Here is a 17,687-nt window from a genome sequence, read left to right as displayed (position 1 = left end):
TGTCCCCTGCGGCATTTTACTTATCATTCAAAAAACTAACTACTATTCAATCCACTAATCATTAATGGACTTCTTCACCAGCGATATTGATTAATGTAACAGATTCTTTTCTCGATTTCGCTACGACTAGACCAATAACAAATCCAATGATCCCCGTTACAACCCATCCCGCACCATTTTCAAATAAAGGGATAAATCCAAACATCGTATTGATGGCTTCTGGAAAAATAGTCGCCTCCTTTAAAGCATCAAGAATTGCAACAAAACCGACACCAATCACAGTTCCTACATAAACCGATTGATGGCCATTAAACAAGTTGTTTGCAAATATTAGAACGATTAAAGCAATTGCTATAGGGTAGAGTAAAAGCAAAATTGGAGACGCCAACGTCAGAATAGTCGTAAGTCCAAAGTTTGTAATAACTAGACCTAAAGTAGCGAATACTATCAACCACTTTTTATATGAAACAGTAGGCATAATTCTTTCAAAATACTCCGCAACAGCTGCTAAACAAGCAACGTTTGTTGTAATTCCTGTTAACAAAATAACAGTTCCAATAATATAAATTCCAAACTGTCCAAATAAGACGATAGCACTTTGCGCTAATACTTCTCCACCATTAGCCATATAGCCAATTGGATTGACACTGGAAGCACCTATCCATGCCATCGAGACTTGTAAAGCCACCAAACCAATAATTGTAATTATTCCAGCTTTAATAAATAACTTGGATACTTCTTTTTCAGACTTTATACCAAAGGCACTAATTGATTTGATGAATATTCCACCGAATACAAAAGCCGCGAGAACATCCATTGTATAATAGCCTTGGGTGAATCCTTTTAAGAAGGCACCCTTTATATAATCGCCCTGAGGTTCCCCAAAACTCCCCATAGGTGTAATAATGGACTTGCCAACAAGTACAATTAAGAGCACTACAAAAATCGGCGTTATGATTTTGCCTAAGCGATCCACAAACTTTGTTGTGTTCCATGATAGGTAAATCGTCAGGACTATAAATAACAACGAGAAAATAAAAAGAAAGAGACTGGTGTTTGATTTATCTAGCACTAACGGATTGATCGCAATTTCATAGACCACCGATGTTGTTCGTGGAACCACATAAATCGGTCCAAGCGTTAGGAATAATAGTATAGAGAATACTGTTGCAAATAGGGGATGTACCCTCCCCGCAAGTTTTTCAACAGTTCCTCCCCCACGTGTTAATGCAATAATTGCAAGAAGAACCATTCCAACACCTGTTATTAAGAATCCCCCCATCGCAATCCATGTATTTGTTCCTGCCTCTTGACCTAACATTGGCGCAAAAATAACGTTTCCAGCACCTAAGAACATAGCAAAAAGCATAAAACCAATCGCTATTAATTGTGAAAACGGCATTTTTTTCTCCATGTAAATTCCCCCTAAATTTCGCATCTAAAAATGCATATTTTCATATAAGATCGTTTAGCACATCCCCAAAAATAGCTAGCTGATATGCTTAGATCCTTTTCTTTTTACTGACTCTACCTAATAAAAATGCGCTAGCCCCAATACCAATCATTGTATTGGTCTTTTTATTGAACATCTGCTTCGCAACAAGATTAAGGTTTTGTGGACGCTCCGCCAGTCGACGCATGAAATAGCCATACCAATCTACTCCAAATGGTACATATGTACAGAATTTATACCCCTCATCCGCAAGCTCCAATTGTAATTCATTCCGAAAGCCATATAGCATTTGGAATTCAAACTTGTCCTTAGAGATATTATTATCTTTCGCAAACTTTTTAACATGATTGATAACATGATGGTCATGTGTTGCGATAGACGAAAATTTACCATTCAGCAAATGATATTCAATCAATCGAATGTAATTCTGATCAATGTCTTTTTTATCTTGATACGCTAAGTTTTCTGGCTCTTTGTAAGCACCTTTAACAATTCGCATGCGGTAGTCTTTGTATTTCTGAAGGTTTTCATCCGCCTCATAAAAATAGGCTTGGATAACTGTCCCGATATTTGTATAGTCATTTGAAAGCTCATCAATGATGTCAAAGGATGGCTGTAAATGTCCATAATCCTCCATATCGAAATTGATGAATATAGCATATTCGTTTGCTTTCGCAACAATTTCTTTTAGATTATCTAAGCAGAAATCATAGTCAATATCTAAGCCCAGCTGAGTAGGCTTCAAAGAAATATGCGCGTCCAACCCATGTCCATGAATCGCTTCGATGACTGCTAGGATTTGTGTTTTTGCCTCAATCGCCTCTTGCTTCTCGAAAACAAATTCCCCAAGGTTATCGATTGTTGCAGCAATACCTTTTGCATTTAATTGCTTTACGCTTTCTACCATTTGTTCAACGCTCGTTCCTGCAACAACTGACTGTGCCCCTAGTTTTAACCCCCATCGTTTTGCACCGCTATTCAAAACTTTGTTTTGTGACAGTAAAATAAAGAAATCTCTTGTTAATCCCATGATCAATACCTCCATTTTGTGTGATTACTATTAATTATTTTAATAAAAAACCTTCTACATATGGGTCTGTTGCATCCAATGAAAACTGATGAATCCCTGTCATCCATGCAGATCCAGTAATCTTCGGTATAATTGCTTTAATATTTTGGACTTCCGTATAATCAACGACTGCCCCTTTAAATCGTGATCCAATGATACTTTCTTGGATGATTTCTTCACCTTTGTTAAGATCTAACGTTGCTAGTTTCGCGCATGTCCCTGTTCCACAAGGCGATCTGTCAATTTGTCCGTCTCCAAAAACAACTGTATTTTTATAGTGATTCTTTTCTACTTCTAAACTAAATTCCACAAGGTCAACTGTATTAATTTCTGGAATTTCAGGATGTACTATTGTTAGTTGCTCATTCACAGCTTTCCTAATCGCAATACCGAGTGCCGCAATTTTATCTTGTTCTTCAATATTTAATTCCAAATTGAATTGCTTGGCATCCACAATTGCAAAGAAACTTCCGCCGAAAGCTATATCCAATTTGACATGCCCTACGCTATCTACTAAAACGCTTACATTCCTTTTCAACAAAAATGCGGGTACGTTAATAAAGGAAACTTCTTTAACTTTGTCATTTTCGTACACGATATAACATTCAACAACTCCAGAGGGTGTATCCAATATTACCTTGTCCCGTTTCTCAATCAGCCCTTGATCGATTGCTATTGTTACAGCCGCAATCGTTCCATGCCCACACATATTTAGATAGCCGCCACTATCCATAAATAATACACCAAGATCACATTCCACATTGCAAGGTTCGGTTAAAATTGCACCAAACATATTCAAATGACCTCTTGGTTCATGCATCAGCAGCTTCCGTATATGATCCATTTCAGTTTGCATATAGTTTTTCTTTTGCATCATGCTATTCCCTTGGATTGATGGGATCCCATCAATCACTATTCTGGCTGCTTCACCCATTGTATGGGCATCAATCGTCCGTATACTATTCCCTATCATCACCATAAAGCGTTTATACCTCCCAAGTACATAGTTATTTCTTGCTCACTACTATAATTGCAAGAAGCGTGCCAACTCAAAAAAGTATATCTAATCCCCATATTGCAATCGTTCGTATAATTCATTACAATAAGAACTGTTCATTAAGTTTACAGTATTGTAAATACAAAATTAACACTAACAACTTTACTCAGGGAGGATGTTGTAAGCAATGAATACTATCCCCATTGAACATTCGCACTATTATTTGAACACATTAATCGAAACGAGTTCTGATGCAATTGCCATTATTAACGCCTTAGGAGAAGTAGAATATTGGAATTCTCAAGCTGAACAAATTTACGGAATACCGCTGGCAGCTATAAAAAACAACAAGATTAGTACCTTTTTTAAAAAGGAAGATTTAAAGTTATTAGAGATTCTTGAAACGAAAAAGCCCGTTTATAATGTCTATCATCAACCCCTCCCGGATAAGCATGTCCTCATAAGCTCATCCCCTATTCTAGATAGTGATGGGAACTTAATCGGAGCCATTTCAATCGATCAAGACATAACAAGCATTGTAAAATTAAATGAAAAGTTATCATTAACAACTACAGAATTACAAAAGGTCAAACAACAATATAATTTACAGGGACAAATAGGTCCTTTCTCTGAAATTAAAGGACATAGTAGTGCCATACAATCCACAAAGGAATTAGCGTTAAAAGTTGCGAAGACAGATGCGACGGTGTTAATTCAAGGGGAAAGTGGTGTAGGTAAAGAACTTTTTGCACAAGGCGTACACGAAGCAAGCTTACGTAAAGATCAACCTTTTATCCCCATAAATTGTGGTGCAATTCCCGAAGCTCTTTTTGAAAGCGAGTTCTTTGGGTATGAAAAAGGATCTTTTACAGGCGCTCACAAGGACGGAAAAGCTGGAAAAGTGGAGATGGCTGACGGCGGTACATTATTTCTAGACGAAATTGGGATGTTACCTCTTGATATGCAAGTAAAGTTACTTCGTGTCTTACAAGAAAGAGAAGTTTCTCGAATAGGAGGCAACGTATCAATAAAAGTAAATAGCCGAATCGTCGCTGCAACTAATAGTAATTTAGAAGACATGATTAAAAAAGGGCTATTCCGCGAAGATTTATATTACCGCTTAAATGTTGTTACTTTGAAAATCTCCCCACTCCGAGAGCGAATCGAGGATATCCCAATTTTAGTCACTAGTTTCGTTCAAGAGTATTGCGCAAAATATCAAAAAGAAATACCCACACTTCTGAACAGCGCCATGGAGATGTTCATAAACTACCAGTGGCCAGGTAATATTCGAGAACTACGAAATGTTGTTGAACGAATGATTATCATTATTGATAATTCAACGATTCATGCAGAAGACATTATGGCTATATTCCCCGTCACAACTGACAACCTTGTAAACAAAAAAGGATTAGCCCAAGAGAAAGCTCAATTGGAACATGAGCGTATCAAAGAAGTACTTATTGAAACATACGGAAACAAAAGTGCCGCAGCAAAAAAATTAGGTATTTCGAGAGTCAGTCTTTATAATAAAATTAAACAGTATAATATTGATGTTTAAATTAAGGCGAACAGTTTCTACCTATAGTTCTTCGCAAAAAACAGAGTGAACTACCAAAATTGGTAGCCCACTCTGTTTTTCATCTTAATCAACAATATCCCATAGCTTTGCTTGAGCAAGATATGACTTCCGTACCTGCAAAGTGACTGTAATCACACCCGGATGACGACCGATTTCTATGGAGCCTAGACCGTAACACCGAATAGTTTCGCTGCATGCGCAAGACCATTGTCGGTCGCCACGTTTAAAGTGGGTCCTGTTCCGAAGATTCACTGAGCAAATGATTCCTTAAGCACTTTCATCCCCATATAGAATCGTCGAACTAATGATACAGCTTCATTTAATATTTCTTTTGTTTTAACCGGTTGGAACTTCACTAAATAATCGCTCCCTACACGCAATGACCGACTGATCATTGCGTTTTCACACTTTATTTAGGTTAGAATCCGCAAAAGGATACTCTTTTTGAAAAGAAATTGATTATATATGTTGATTTAAAGGATACCATTGAATTTACTGTGGCGCTCAATAAGGAGAGAGTTGTATTTCGGGGTGTGGATTGTAGAACACTTAGCGCTTTGGAGATGCCTTTTCCATACCTTCGATAGGGTGTTCATTATCGAGAGAAATGTGATTTTGAGATGAATATGCCGAGATTACAAGGCGATTACTACTTGATACTAATTGTATTCAAGAAAGACGCACTCTAGGTTGCAGATTCCATCACAGATAATGAAATGCGCTTTCTCAAATAGACCATCCAGCGCAGGCGCGTCTTCGTGCTAGCCGGAGCGATAAGACTGAAAGTGGTTTCCTTTCTGGCTTATCGCGGGAGGCATCCACAAAGCGTCGAAGCGGTATTAGGGGGAATCCTAATTCATTCCAATTACAAGGACTTTTTCCGAGATTCAAACTCCTATATACAGAAATGAAAATAACCCTAAGCACTCCATAAAAGGAGCCCTTAGGGTTATTAGTTGAATTAGTTGAAGAAATTGATTATATATCCTATTAGAATACCTATAACACCGAAATCAGAATCACCAAAAGTTGTACCTTCAAATCCAAGTGAACCTAGAACGGGCATCAACATTGCGGGAAGGAAACTGATTAACAATCCTTGTACAAAAGCACCAATTATAGCACCTCTACGCCCACCCACTGCGTTGCCGAATACTCCGGAAGCAGCTCCACAGAAGAAGTGTGGAACGAGTCCGGGGACGATAACAGCTAACCCTGCAAGCGGTAGTAAAAACATACTTAACAGTCCTGCTGCAAAGCTTGATAAGAATCCAATGATAACTGCGTTTGGTGCAAATGGGAATACGATAGGAACGTCTAATGCAGGTTTCGCATTTGGAACAATTTTATCTGCGATTCCCTTAAATGCAGGAACGATTTCCGCTATTAACATACGAACACCCGCCAAGATAATGAATACACCCGCGGCGAACGTAATTGCCTGTAACAATGAGAACACTAAGAAGTTTGCACCATCGCTCAGGTTTTCTTCAATGTATGTAGGACCAACAACCAAAGCAACCACAAAGAACATAATTGCCATTGTTAATGCCAATGCTACAGAAGAATCACGTAAGAACCCAAGTGATTTTGGCACTTTTACATCTTCAGTCGATTTCGTTTTGTCTCCAGTCAATTTAGCAACTTTAGCTGCTACAAAATAACCGAATGAACCGAAGTGACCTACAGCAATATCATCCGAGCCCGTAATTTCTCTTACTGTAGGTTGTAGCATTGCAGGTAGTAGAACCATTAATGCACCTAAAATAAGTGAGCCTACGATTACTATCATTACACTACCCATGCCCGAAGTTGACAGAACAGCAGCAAGTAAACAGGCCATGAACATTGTGTGATGCCCAGTTAAGAAGATGTATTTAAATTTCGTGTATCTTGCTATGACTATGTTAACCAGCATACCAATTAACATAATCATAGCTGTTTCAGCACCGAAAGCAGTTTGTGCCATAGCTACAATTGCTTCATTGTTCGGGATAACACCTTGAATATTGAATGCTTTTTCAAACATATTTCCGAAGATGTCAAGTGAACCTACTAATACAGCCGCACCTGCTCCAAGAATAATGAAGCCCATTATGGTTTTTAATGTTCCAGAAACAACATCAGTAATTGCTTTCTTCTGCAATAGTAAACCAAATAAAGCGAACAAACCAACCAAAATGGCAGGTGTTCCTAAAATATCCTTCATTATCAGATCAAACATATTATTGCTCCCCTAAGATATGAGAAGTCAACGCTTTCTGGATTTCAACTGCACTGACCATATTAATGATACCAATTGTTTTTCTATTACCGTCTTGCAATTGTTCCATAATTTCAGGGGTACCAATGTAGTAATCAGCTGCCTCTGATTTTGCACTCGCTAAGTCCATATTTTTGCATTCGGCATCAATATTCAATTCTTTTAGTGCTTTATTTACGTTCATTGACAGAATAAAACTCGTTCCTAATCCGTTCCCACACACTGCTAAAATTTTCATCTTATATTCCTCCTATGATTGCTTGTTTTAATCGTACTTTTCAATTTCTTATATAGAACGTTACAAACCTACTGAACTGAGAACTCTGAAACCAAGTCAAGAATATCCTGTTTTGTCTCCGCCTCCTTTAAATGTTGCAATTTAATAGGATCACTTAACAACTTTGTCAATTGAGCCAACGCCTTTAGGTGTGTTTGATTATCAATCGCAGCTAAACAAATAAATATTTCAACTTGATTGGCTTCACTGTTTAATAAGTGTGCAGATTTTTTTAGTTTCAACAAGCTCATTCCTAATTTTTTTACACCGAATTCTGGGCGTGCATGTGGGATTGCAATTTGCTCTCCAATGATAATGTACGGTCCCATTGTCTCAACGTTCTCAATCATTACCTCAATATATTGATTTGTAATTGAATCGTTTAACAGTAGCGGTTCTGCTGCTTTCTTGATTGCATCTTTCCAATTTTCGATTTCATCCATAAATTGAATATTTTCTTCGATTAATAAATCTTTTAGCACCGGTTGTTTCCTCCTCGTATTCAAGCTATCCTTTTGAAATAACGCGTGCTGCAATGCACTTTTTAACAACTCTGGCTGTTTGATGTCTGCATATTGGCGAACGATTTTCATTAATTCATCCGAAGTTGGATAATGGTAAGGCTGTTGAAGCGTCATCCCTTTTACCGTTTGGACGAGTTCATTCTTTTCCATTTCGCTCATGATCGGTCTAATCATATACAACGGTTTTTTTGTTTTAAGTAAAACAGTGGAAAATACTAAATCATACTTCGCTTCATCGAGATGCTGAAAGTCATAGGATGAAAGCGATGAAGTCCAATGAAATTGCGGAAAAAGCGATTTTAATTGGTTTTCTAGCATTATGCTTGAACTAATCCCATTTGGACAAACAATTAGAGCCCTGAATACTTTGCTTTGACTCTCACTATCCAATTTAAGTAACCCACCAAAATGAAGGGTAAGGAAGCCAACCTCATCTTCAGGTATTTTAATATTCAGCATTTCTTCAATAGGTTTTAGTACTTCCTTTACAACTGTAAACAAATCATGATGCTCTTCCTTAATTTCAGCAAGCAACGCATTTGTAATTGGTATTTTAAAGAGCATTCGGTAATAAGCCGGTTTAAAATGCAAATATAACGTTTCAATTGCTTTGTTTCTATCTAGCAATTGGATACATGCATAACGTTCAAAACTAACAACAATTTGTTCCGTGATTTCAAGCAGAGTATCAGTCCTAGTAGGGCTAACTTCTCCTTGGCATATACCGAGCAGCTGGATTGTTAGAAAGGATACTTCTTCCGGGTGAGTCGTATATCCTAAACGTTGCTGAATCAATCCCGAAACTATGAAAGCTTTTTTCTTTTCTAGAAAACTCACCGTATCCGGATAAATCAACACCCTTTTTTGTTGCCGTTGGCGAATATGGATCATTTGAAGTAAGTAAATAAATTCATCCAATCTTTCTTCAATGAATGCAAATGAATATTGCTGTTCAAAATCCTTCAAAATTTGCTGATAAAGATCATATTGATTCTCAAACTGTTGCTGCTGAAATATAAAAGTGAATTTCTCATGTGCATGTGGCTTAACTTTCAATATTGAAATCGCCTTGAGCATCAAATTCCGCTTATCTTCTTCTGATCCTTTTAAATGATATCCTTGCTCACGTGTATAGCGCATCTCAACTCGGAAATCGATACAAAACCGATTGACCCGTTTTACATCTGCACTGACAGTATTTTTACTAATTCCAAAAGTATTTTGAAAGTGAAAATTAGAAAGGGGTTCGCGCCTGATAAAGGTATATAACAAGATAATGATCACGCGTTCTTCCTGGTCAAAAGAAAATTGATTTGTTGTAAAATCTGTGTTGTTATCTTTCCAAAAATTAATAACCTCAGTTGGTATGAGAATTCGGTCATTTGAAATGCGAATCGGTGACATTCCCTCGCCAATTAAGTAGTTATTTATTTTTTCTACATCATATTGAAACTGACGTCCGGATAAGTTCAGCATGTCAATAAACCAGGATAGCTGTACTGGCTTCAATTTCATTAATTGGAAATATGTATTCAAGCTTCTGCTCTCCAACATAACTAGCTCCCCCTTACAAAAACTATACTCGAAAACGCTTTCACTTAATATTACATTTGGTCACAAAAGTTGTCTGAGTGTTCGTGTTCTATTGGTATTCACTTTTCTATCGTATTTAACTTTGGGCATTTCCACTTAATTTTAGGGATCTATATATGTTGAACAAATGAATACGGCGTATGCGCTTTACAAGGGCTTTTGGGAGGCCGCTAAAAAAAGTCCCAATACTTAGAACTAATTAGAATTCCCGCCAATACCGCTTCGACGCTTTGTGGATGGTCTATGTGAGAAAGAGCATTTCATAATTTGTGATGAGATCTGCAACCTGGAGTGCATCTTTCTTGAATAGAATTAGTAGCAACTAGTAATCACATTATAGTCTCGGCATATACATCTCAAAATCACATTTCTCTCGATAATGAATACCCTAGCGCAGGCGCGGAAAAGGCATCTCCAAAGCGCCGAGTGTTCTACAATCCACACCCCGAAATACAACTCTCTCCTTATTGAGCGCCACAGTAAATTCAATGGGATTCTTTAATTCAACATATATAGTACTAATACGTTAGTCCCAGGCACCCTTCACAGCGAGCCATTTGATAACAATAATTTGTCCATATAAACTTTCAAGTACTCTTAAAATACTTCAGTCAAAACTCCTTTATTGTAAAACATAAATACATGAATCGAGACCAAAGTAAGTAGACTTTCGTCCTCCATCCCCAGAAAATAGTATGCCCTTTTCAATGTACGATACGAAATCCTCTGGTCAATCAGACAGCGTATTCCATGCTCGTCCTATAATTTCCAAATCCTCTCCAAGCATAAACAGGCTCTAGCTCTTCATCCGCTAAAGAGACTGTAAATATCATGTATTCATCAATGTATTCGATCGATATACAGCGCTCTTGAAACTGATCGAAGTTTCCAGCTAGCTGCTTGTGGCATTTAGCATACACTTGCAATTCAACCTGACCCAATTTTCACCGCCAAAACACAGTACTGCTGCCCCAATTATACCTCGATTTCACTTTAATTCACCAAGGAAGCTTTAACTCCACTGACACATCAAACTTCATAAAAACATCGAAAAATATGGCTTTGTCGATTAATCCATGTGACACATCGTCATAATAATCGAATAGATTGAGCGGGGATCATTGGTTTAAAGAACTTGAAACTAACTTTCAAAGGAAGCAATTGAGAAATTCAGAAAGATGAATTGATTTTATTGCTTAATATAGAGTGCCACATGTGAAAGTGATTTTGTTTGGTATCCGTAGGTAGCATCCACTAACAAAAACGACCTCATCTATAAATAGATGAGGTCGTTTTTGTTAGTTAGATCAATTAATCTTCTTCTATTTCTTTACGGTTTTTCTTGAAAAGCTTGGATAATAGTTCGTAAGCGATCGGAACAACAATCAGTGTCAATAACGTTGAACTGATTAAACCACCGATTACTGTAATACCAAGACCTTTGGAGATCAAACCGCCACCGCCGCCTGATCCAATTGCTAATGGAATTAGTGCACCGATCGTAGCAATCGCAGTCATAAGAATTGGACGTAAACGCGTCACACCCGCTTCAAGAACTGCTTCACGCATTTTCAAACCGCTACGTTCCATACGGATAATACGGTCTACTAGTACAATCGCGTTCGTAACAACGATACCGATTAACATTAATAGCCCCATCATGACCGATACAGAGATTGTTTCACCCGCGATTAATAAACCAACAAATGAACCAATGACTGCAAATGGTAACGAGACGAGAATCGCGAATGGTGCGACGCCCTCACGGAATGTTACAACCAGGATGAAGAAGACAATTGCTACTGCCGCAAGCATTGCCACAATAAGTTGTGTAAATGTTTCCGTCATATCCGCTGCCACACCAGCAACACCGACCGTAACACCTTTAGGTAAATCAAGTTTATCAATTGCTTTATCTACTTCAGATGTCGCTTTTGAAATATCAGCATCAATGATTGTTCCTGAAACTGTTGCGTAATATTCACCTTGGCTTCGAGCAAGTGCATTTAACGTTGTCCCTTCCTCAACTGTTACCAGCTCAGAAAGTTTCATTGTCGTACCGAGTGCTGTCGGTATCTCTGTCGCCAAAAGATCATCGATTGATTTTGGTTGTACAGCTTCTTCTTGCTGCACGATTACTTCTAATGTATTTTTATCTTTTTCAACCGTTGTTAATACATCGTTTGTACGCATCGGGTTTAGCATCATGACGATTTGCCCCGTTGTTAAGCCATACTGCAGTAATTCATCTTGCTCTACTTTGAATTTGTATTCAACGTAAGCATCTTTTGCACTTGAAGAAACATCTTCTAAGCGATCGTTTTCATTTATAACACCTTCTACCATTTTTACAGCTTCATTTAGTTTATCTAAATTTTCACTGTAGAATGTGTAGCTAACCCCACCCGTAGGCATTGACATTGAAGTGAAGTCTTGGCTCTTCCATTCGCCTGATTGACCAATGTCGAACACATAGTCTTCAATTTCCGTACGAGCTTCCGCAAAGTTCTTCATATCCGGGTCGAAAATGAGGTACATTAAAGCGCCACCAGATCCTCCGCCCATCATCGCGGACATTGCATCGCCGGAATCAGTAACAGATAGTTGAACAATGTCAATATCTTTATTTTTCAATAACTTTTGTTCTACAATTTCAATATTTGCTAACGTATCTTCCATTAGCTCGCCTGTTTCCGGCGTGTACGTTAAGTACATCACTTTTTCTTCTTCACTACCCATAAAGCTAAAACCAATTAATGGCGTTAATGCCACACTGCCTGCCAACATAACGACAGCAATTAGTGAAGTAATGACTTTATGGTTTAATGTCCAGCCCAGAACACCTTTGTACCATGTAGCTAATTTACCGACCTCTTTATGGCGGCTTTCTGTCTTCTCACTATATAACTTTTTCTTAAATAAGAAGTGAGATAATGCAGGTACAATTGTAATGGCAACAATTAACGAAGCAACAAGCGCAAACGTCATTGTTAATGCAAACGGTAAGAATAGCTCACCGACCATACCACCAACGAAAATAAGTGGCGCAAATACCGCAACTGTCACTAATGTTGAAGACATGATTGGTTTGAACATTTCAATCGTCGCTTCACGCACAAGTGCCCGGCCTGATAATTTTTCTGTTTTTAAATGCAAACGACGATAAATATTTTCAACGACGACAATCGAGTCATCGATTACACGTCCGATGGCAACCGTAATCGCACCAAGCGTCATAATATTTAACGTAATACCCAACCAGTTTAGTAACAGTAAAGCCATGAAAATCGAAACTGGAATGGATATGATCGAAATAATTGTTGATTTGAAATCACGAAGGAACAGAAGAATGATTAAAATGGCGATCAAACCACCAAATAACGCTTTTTCAATCATCGTTGATACTGAAGCTTCAATTGGCGCACCTTGGTCAAGTGATACATCGATGACAAGACCGTCTATTGTTTTCTGTTCTTCTTTAATTAAGTCCTTCACAGCGTTTACAACATCAACTGTGTTTGCTTGTTGCCCTTTAATAATTTGAATGGCAATGGCATTTTCACCGTTTGTACGTGAAACCGACTCTTCTCTACCTACGACATCAATTGTAGCAATATCGCTAAGCTTCACAAATGGTGCTGTGTTTGTTGCGGATGGTGTTACAGGAATAAGCATTTCCTTTAATTCATCAGCAGTCATGAACTTGCCGTCTACTGAAACAGCTTGCTCACCTTCTTCAAACTCGTAAAGACCCAGTGACACAGCTAAATCACTTGCTTCGATCATTTGCTTGACTGTATCTGGCGTTATGCCCAGTGCAGCCATCTTTTCATCTTTATACGTAAGTTGCACTTCTTCAATATGCTGACCTGCAATCGTTGCAGATGCAATTCCATCGATTTTCTCGATTTTCGGAAGTAGTATTTCCTCTACTGTTGACGTTAATTCAACAATATCTTCTGTTTGACTACTTACACTTAGTGCGACAACCGGCATCATATTCATGCTAATTGCTGTAATCGTTGGCGCTTGTGCTCCTTCTGGTAAAGACACTGCATCTAGTGCGGAAGTTAATGCACGTTTCGCCTCTTCCATATCTATGCCATATTCGTATTCCACTTGAATACTTGACATATTAGAATAAGAATTTGAAAAAACGGCTTTCACATGTTCAAGATTGTCTACCGCTTTCTCTAATGGAATGGAGACATCTTTCATCACTTGCTCTGGAGTAGCTCCAGGATAGACACCCATTACCATTAAGTAAGGAATTGATATATCTGGCAACGTCTCCGTTTTCATTTGTGTACTTGAATATATACCGGATACAACAATGATAATTGTAAGTAGCCATACTGCTAATTTATTCTTTAGGACAAAATTGACTAACCCTTTCATTCTTACACCTTCCCCAAATTGACTTTACGAACTCAAATATTTATACTAATGACTAACGAGTCAGTTGTCAATGATAAACCCTAGGAGCGATATAATCATAATGATAAAAAAACAACTAATTATGGATAAGGCTTTAGAACTTTTTGCAGAACAAGGTTTTGAAGCTACCTCTGTACAACAGATAACAGCACATTGCGGGATTTCTAAAGGCGCCTTCTACCTATCTTTCAAGTCAAAGGACGAATTGATTTTAGCATTGATTGATCATTTTATGATCCAATTTATAACCAGTATTGACTACGAAGTCAATACCACGAAAAATGATGAAGATTTGTTATTCAATTTTTATTACACGACTTTCGATTCTTTTCATAAGCACTCTGACTTTGGCAAAATTCTTATTAAAGAACAAATGCAATCATTTAACGAAGAGTTCATCTTAAAAATTCGTGCATACGATCAATTGATGGAGAAAGTAATTTTATCGATGGTTGAACGATTATACGGCGAAGAAATTGAACAGATAAAGCACGATTTAATTTACTGCATTAAAGGCTTTATGAAAAACTATTCAGAGTTATTTTTATTCTATAACTTGCCATTAGATTCGAAATTACTTGCTCAATCGCTGGTTGAGAAAACGAATATACTAGCCAAGCACATTACCCTTCCATTTATTTCAAACGAGCTAGTTCAACTGTTTAAACAACCAATGCAGGAAGAAACAACAAAGGAGCAAATCCTTGAAATCATTGAACAAAATATAAAAGAAATTGAGGATTCTATTGAAAAAGAATCGTTAATTCTGCTTAAGCAACAGCTACTTAAACCTACTTTAAGTCCTGCTCTTGTGAAAGGGTTACTCGAAAACATTCGAAATCATCCTCATTGTAAATGGGTGGCTTATTTACTTCGGAATTATTTTGGGTTTTAAATGACATAGGATTAGACTTTTGGGCAGGTCAATTGTACTCGCCATTAATTATGGAAATACGAAACAAATCCTTGAATCTGCTCGGAATTTTTACAAAGATAACACTGACTTTAATGATAAAATCACCACTATTGATAGGAACGATGAAATAATTGCCCCAAAATCAACAAGACATAGTTGAGGAAGCAACAAAAGCGTTAATGCAAGCAGATAAAAATTCGATAGTCTATCAGACAAATAATGAACGCATTGTTATCGAAGTCCAAAAATCTACTGAGCTAAGAGGATTGGTCAGTTGAAAATTTGTATGAAGGTGTGCTACTTCTCACTTCATTTGAAATCTCCTTTAAGGGAAAACAACAACACTAGTGAATATCCCATAACACAATACTACAAAGAGCCCTTGGAAACTCTTACTGGAGTTCCCAAGGGCTCAAAATCTATTAAACATACTATTCAAATATAGGGCATTGTTTTGCTAAGATCTACACTAAGAAAAGGACAACAGGATCGTGAAAAATCAGTTGCAAAATGGAATATCCAGCGCGATCTTTTGCTTTGACATCAAGGACACCCAATAAAGGTAACATAAAGAATGGATTTATCATGTTGGGAAGTGCTTCTGAAGCATTGTATACTTGCACAATCCAGGCCATGCTCATATTTAATCCTTTTGCGGCAGCGAGCAAGTACGGCGCTTCCACAATCCACTTTCCACCGTCTGAAGGGAGTAACAACCCTAGAATGGCTGAGTATATTCCGGCAATAAATGGAGATTAGGTATTAAAACGAAAAAAGATGCGTATAATTCTTTTACGCTAAGAAATTTTCTGCAACTATTTACAGAAGATAGCTCTTTCTCTAAGTGAAAGTATTTATATACTAAATTAGGCATATAATTACGACACAATTCAGTATTAAGTGAGTAGGATATAAAGAAATTCCGAAATCAACGCGAACCCAGCCTTCTTAACTAACGCAATGCTAATACGTACCTAATACATCTGTTACAACACCTAAAAAAACGCTTGGATATTTAATATCTAAGCGTTTTTGAATAGATTGGCTACAAAATCCTAAACTTAAAATCTTACTTGCTACTATGCCAAATACGCTTCGCGGACTTCTTCATTAGTAATCAAATCATAGCCGTTTCCTTGAAGTTTTATTTCTCCTGTTTGAATAACATAACCTCTATGCGCAATTTGCAGCGCTTGATAAGCATTTTGTTCCACAAGTAAAATGGTTATGCCTTCTCGATTTAATTCTTTTATGATTTCAAAAATTTGTTCCACAATTATTGGGGCAAGCCCCATTGAAGGTTCGTCTAGCATTAATAAATCCGGTTCCATCATGAGTGCTCTCCCAATGGCAAGCATTTGCTGTTCCCCTCCGCTCATCGTACCGCCCTTTTGCTCGATACGATCTTTTAATTTCGGGAAATAGTGAAATACTCTTTCCATTCTTTCATTAATCACATTTTTATTTTTCACAGAGAATGCTCCCATTAGCAAATTCTCCTTAACCGACAGTTTCGAAAAAATCCTTCTACCTTCGGGAACATGAGCAATTCCTAATAAAGTCGTTTCATGGGCAGGCTTGTTTGAGATTTCCTGTCCATTATATATAATGTTGCCAGTCTTTACTTTCACCAATCCGCTTATGGTTTTTAGTGTGGTTGATTTTCCAGCTCCATTACTACCTATAAGTGTTACAATTTCTCCCTTTTTCACTAACACGTCTATACCCTTTAAGGCATGTATACCACCATAATAGGATTCAACATTTACTAATTGAAGCATATAGTGTCCCCCTATCCCGTTTGAATAGCTCCCGATCCTAGGTATGCTTCTATAACCTTTGGATTATTTCTGATGTTCTCAGGCTTACCTTCCGCAATTTTTTCGCCATGATCCAATACAACAATATGTTCGGAGATTTCCATGACGAGCTTCATATCGTGCTCAATCAAGATAACGGTTAGATTGAATTCATGTTTCATGCTCTGTATAAGCTGAGTTAGATTTTTTGTTTCTTTTGGATTCATGCCTGCCGCAGGTTCATCTAATAATAAAACCTTTGGATTAGCAGCAAGGGCTCTTGCAATTTCCAGTCTTCTTTGTGCGCCATAGCTTAGATTACATGCTTTTTCATTTAAAAGATGAGCTAGTCCTACATATTCCAATAAGTTATATGCATTCATTTCTGAAGCCTTCTCTTCCTTCCGAATGGCAGGAAGATTTAATAAAATACCCATTAGACCTGCTTTTAAATGGGTATGCATACCAACGAGGACATTTTCAAGTACTGACATTTCATTAAACAAACGGATATTTTGAAATGTCCTCGAAATCCCTTTTTTTGAAACGTCATGCGGCTTTAATCCGTTTATTTTTTCATTTTCAAGGAGGATTATGCCCGACGTTGGCTGATAAATACCGGTTATCATATTAAAAAATGTTGTTTTTCCAGCACCATTCGGTCCAATAACTGCTGTAATTGAGTTTTTCTCTACTGTCATTGATACATCTTGATTTGCTGTTAGACCGCCAAATTTTTTTGTTATATTTCGAACTTCTAAAATAGACAATTACTGC

Annotated in this window: 13 protein-coding genes; 2 read left to right on the top strand and 11 right to left on the bottom strand. The window is 37.5% G+C overall.

All coding sequences use genetic code 11. The annotated features are described in order from the left end of the window. Positions 1 to 61: 61 nt before the first annotated feature. From brnQ to ACGLYD_RS06685, 3 genes are all read right to left on the bottom strand, one after another. Entirely contained in the window at positions 62 to 1,414 is a 1,353-nt protein-coding gene (gene brnQ, locus ACGLYD_RS06695; protein ID WP_354312892.1) for a branched-chain amino acid transport system II carrier protein, read from the bottom strand. 88 nt (positions 1,415 to 1,502) lie between these two features. Beyond that, positions 1,503 to 2,483 (bottom strand): proline dehydrogenase family protein, encoded by a 981-nt coding sequence (locus ACGLYD_RS06690; protein ID WP_399632049.1) that lies wholly within the window; start codon positions 2,481 to 2,483, stop codon positions 1,503 to 1,505. A gap of 34 nt (positions 2,484 to 2,517) precedes the next feature. Further along, on the bottom strand, positions 2,518 to 3,501 hold the full coding sequence (locus ACGLYD_RS06685) for a proline racemase family protein (RefSeq protein ID WP_354312888.1): 984 nt from the start codon (positions 3,499 to 3,501) through the stop codon (positions 2,518 to 2,520). A gap of 205 nt (positions 3,502 to 3,706) precedes the next feature. Here ACGLYD_RS06685 and ACGLYD_RS06680 point away from each other — a divergent pair, with 205 nt between their 5' ends. Further along, positions 3,707 to 5,080, top strand: coding sequence for a sigma 54-interacting transcriptional regulator (locus ACGLYD_RS06680; protein WP_342538091.1), 1,374 nt, complete (start codon positions 3,707 to 3,709; stop codon positions 5,078 to 5,080). A gap of 982 nt (positions 5,081 to 6,062) precedes the next feature. Here the strand turns inward: ACGLYD_RS06680 and ACGLYD_RS06675 are convergent. The 5 genes from ACGLYD_RS06675 to ACGLYD_RS06655 form a co-directional block, all read right to left on the bottom strand. After that, a complete protein-coding gene (locus ACGLYD_RS06675; RefSeq protein WP_067208586.1) occupies positions 6,063 to 7,325 on the bottom strand; it encodes a PTS ascorbate transporter subunit IIC in 1,263 nt (420 codons plus the stop codon). A 1-nt stretch (position 7,326) separates the two neighbouring features. Continuing rightward, the gene (locus ACGLYD_RS06670; protein ID WP_067208583.1) at positions 7,327 to 7,602 is read right to left on the bottom strand and encodes a PTS sugar transporter subunit IIB; all 276 of its coding nucleotides are present in this window, start codon (positions 7,600 to 7,602) and stop codon (positions 7,327 to 7,329) included. A gap of 68 nt (positions 7,603 to 7,670) precedes the next feature. Then, on the bottom strand, positions 7,671 to 9,719 hold the full coding sequence (locus ACGLYD_RS06665) for a BglG family transcription antiterminator (protein ID WP_354312886.1): 2,049 nt from the start codon (positions 9,717 to 9,719) through the stop codon (positions 7,671 to 7,673). 773 nt (positions 9,720 to 10,492) lie between these two features. Then, positions 10,493 to 10,699, bottom strand: a complete 207-nt coding sequence (locus tag ACGLYD_RS06660; protein ID WP_340741989.1) for a hypothetical protein — start codon at positions 10,697 to 10,699, stop codon at positions 10,493 to 10,495. 370 nt (positions 10,700 to 11,069) lie between these two features. Then, a complete protein-coding gene (locus tag ACGLYD_RS06655) occupies positions 11,070 to 14,156 on the bottom strand; it encodes an efflux RND transporter permease subunit (RefSeq protein WP_187047566.1) in 3,087 nt (1,028 codons plus the stop codon). Positions 14,157 to 14,256: 100 nt separating this feature from the next. On the opposite strand from ACGLYD_RS06655, the gene ACGLYD_RS06650 reads away from it, so the two are divergent. Next, positions 14,257 to 15,090 (top strand): TetR/AcrR family transcriptional regulator, encoded by an 834-nt coding sequence (locus tag ACGLYD_RS06650; RefSeq protein WP_067208575.1) that lies wholly within the window; start codon positions 14,257 to 14,259, stop codon positions 15,088 to 15,090. A 485-nt stretch (positions 15,091 to 15,575) separates the two neighbouring features. Here the strand turns inward: ACGLYD_RS06650 and ACGLYD_RS06645 are convergent, their stop codons facing one another. The 3 genes from ACGLYD_RS06645 to ACGLYD_RS06635 all read right to left on the bottom strand — a co-directional run bounded on the left by ACGLYD_RS06645 (position 15,576) and on the right by ACGLYD_RS06635 (position 17,680). Next, positions 15,576 to 15,794 (bottom strand): TIGR00366 family protein, encoded by a 219-nt coding sequence (locus tag ACGLYD_RS06645; protein WP_255428653.1) that lies wholly within the window; start codon positions 15,792 to 15,794, stop codon positions 15,576 to 15,578. A 396-nt stretch (positions 15,795 to 16,190) separates the two neighbouring features. Continuing rightward, on the bottom strand, positions 16,191 to 16,892 hold the full coding sequence (locus ACGLYD_RS06640) for an ABC transporter ATP-binding protein (protein WP_187047565.1): 702 nt from the start codon (positions 16,890 to 16,892) through the stop codon (positions 16,191 to 16,193). 11 nt (positions 16,893 to 16,903) lie between these two features. Then, positions 16,904 to 17,680 (bottom strand): ABC transporter ATP-binding protein, encoded by a 777-nt coding sequence (locus ACGLYD_RS06635; RefSeq protein ID WP_067208570.1) that lies wholly within the window; start codon positions 17,678 to 17,680, stop codon positions 16,904 to 16,906. Positions 17,681 to 17,687 lie beyond the last annotated feature (7 nt).

This window comes from Sporosarcina sp. SG10008 (assembly GCF_044569405.1).
Classification (GTDB): domain Bacteria; phylum Bacillota; class Bacilli; order Bacillales_A; family Planococcaceae; genus Sporosarcina; species Sporosarcina psychrophila.
This window is presented reverse-complemented; position numbering and strand designations above follow the sequence as displayed.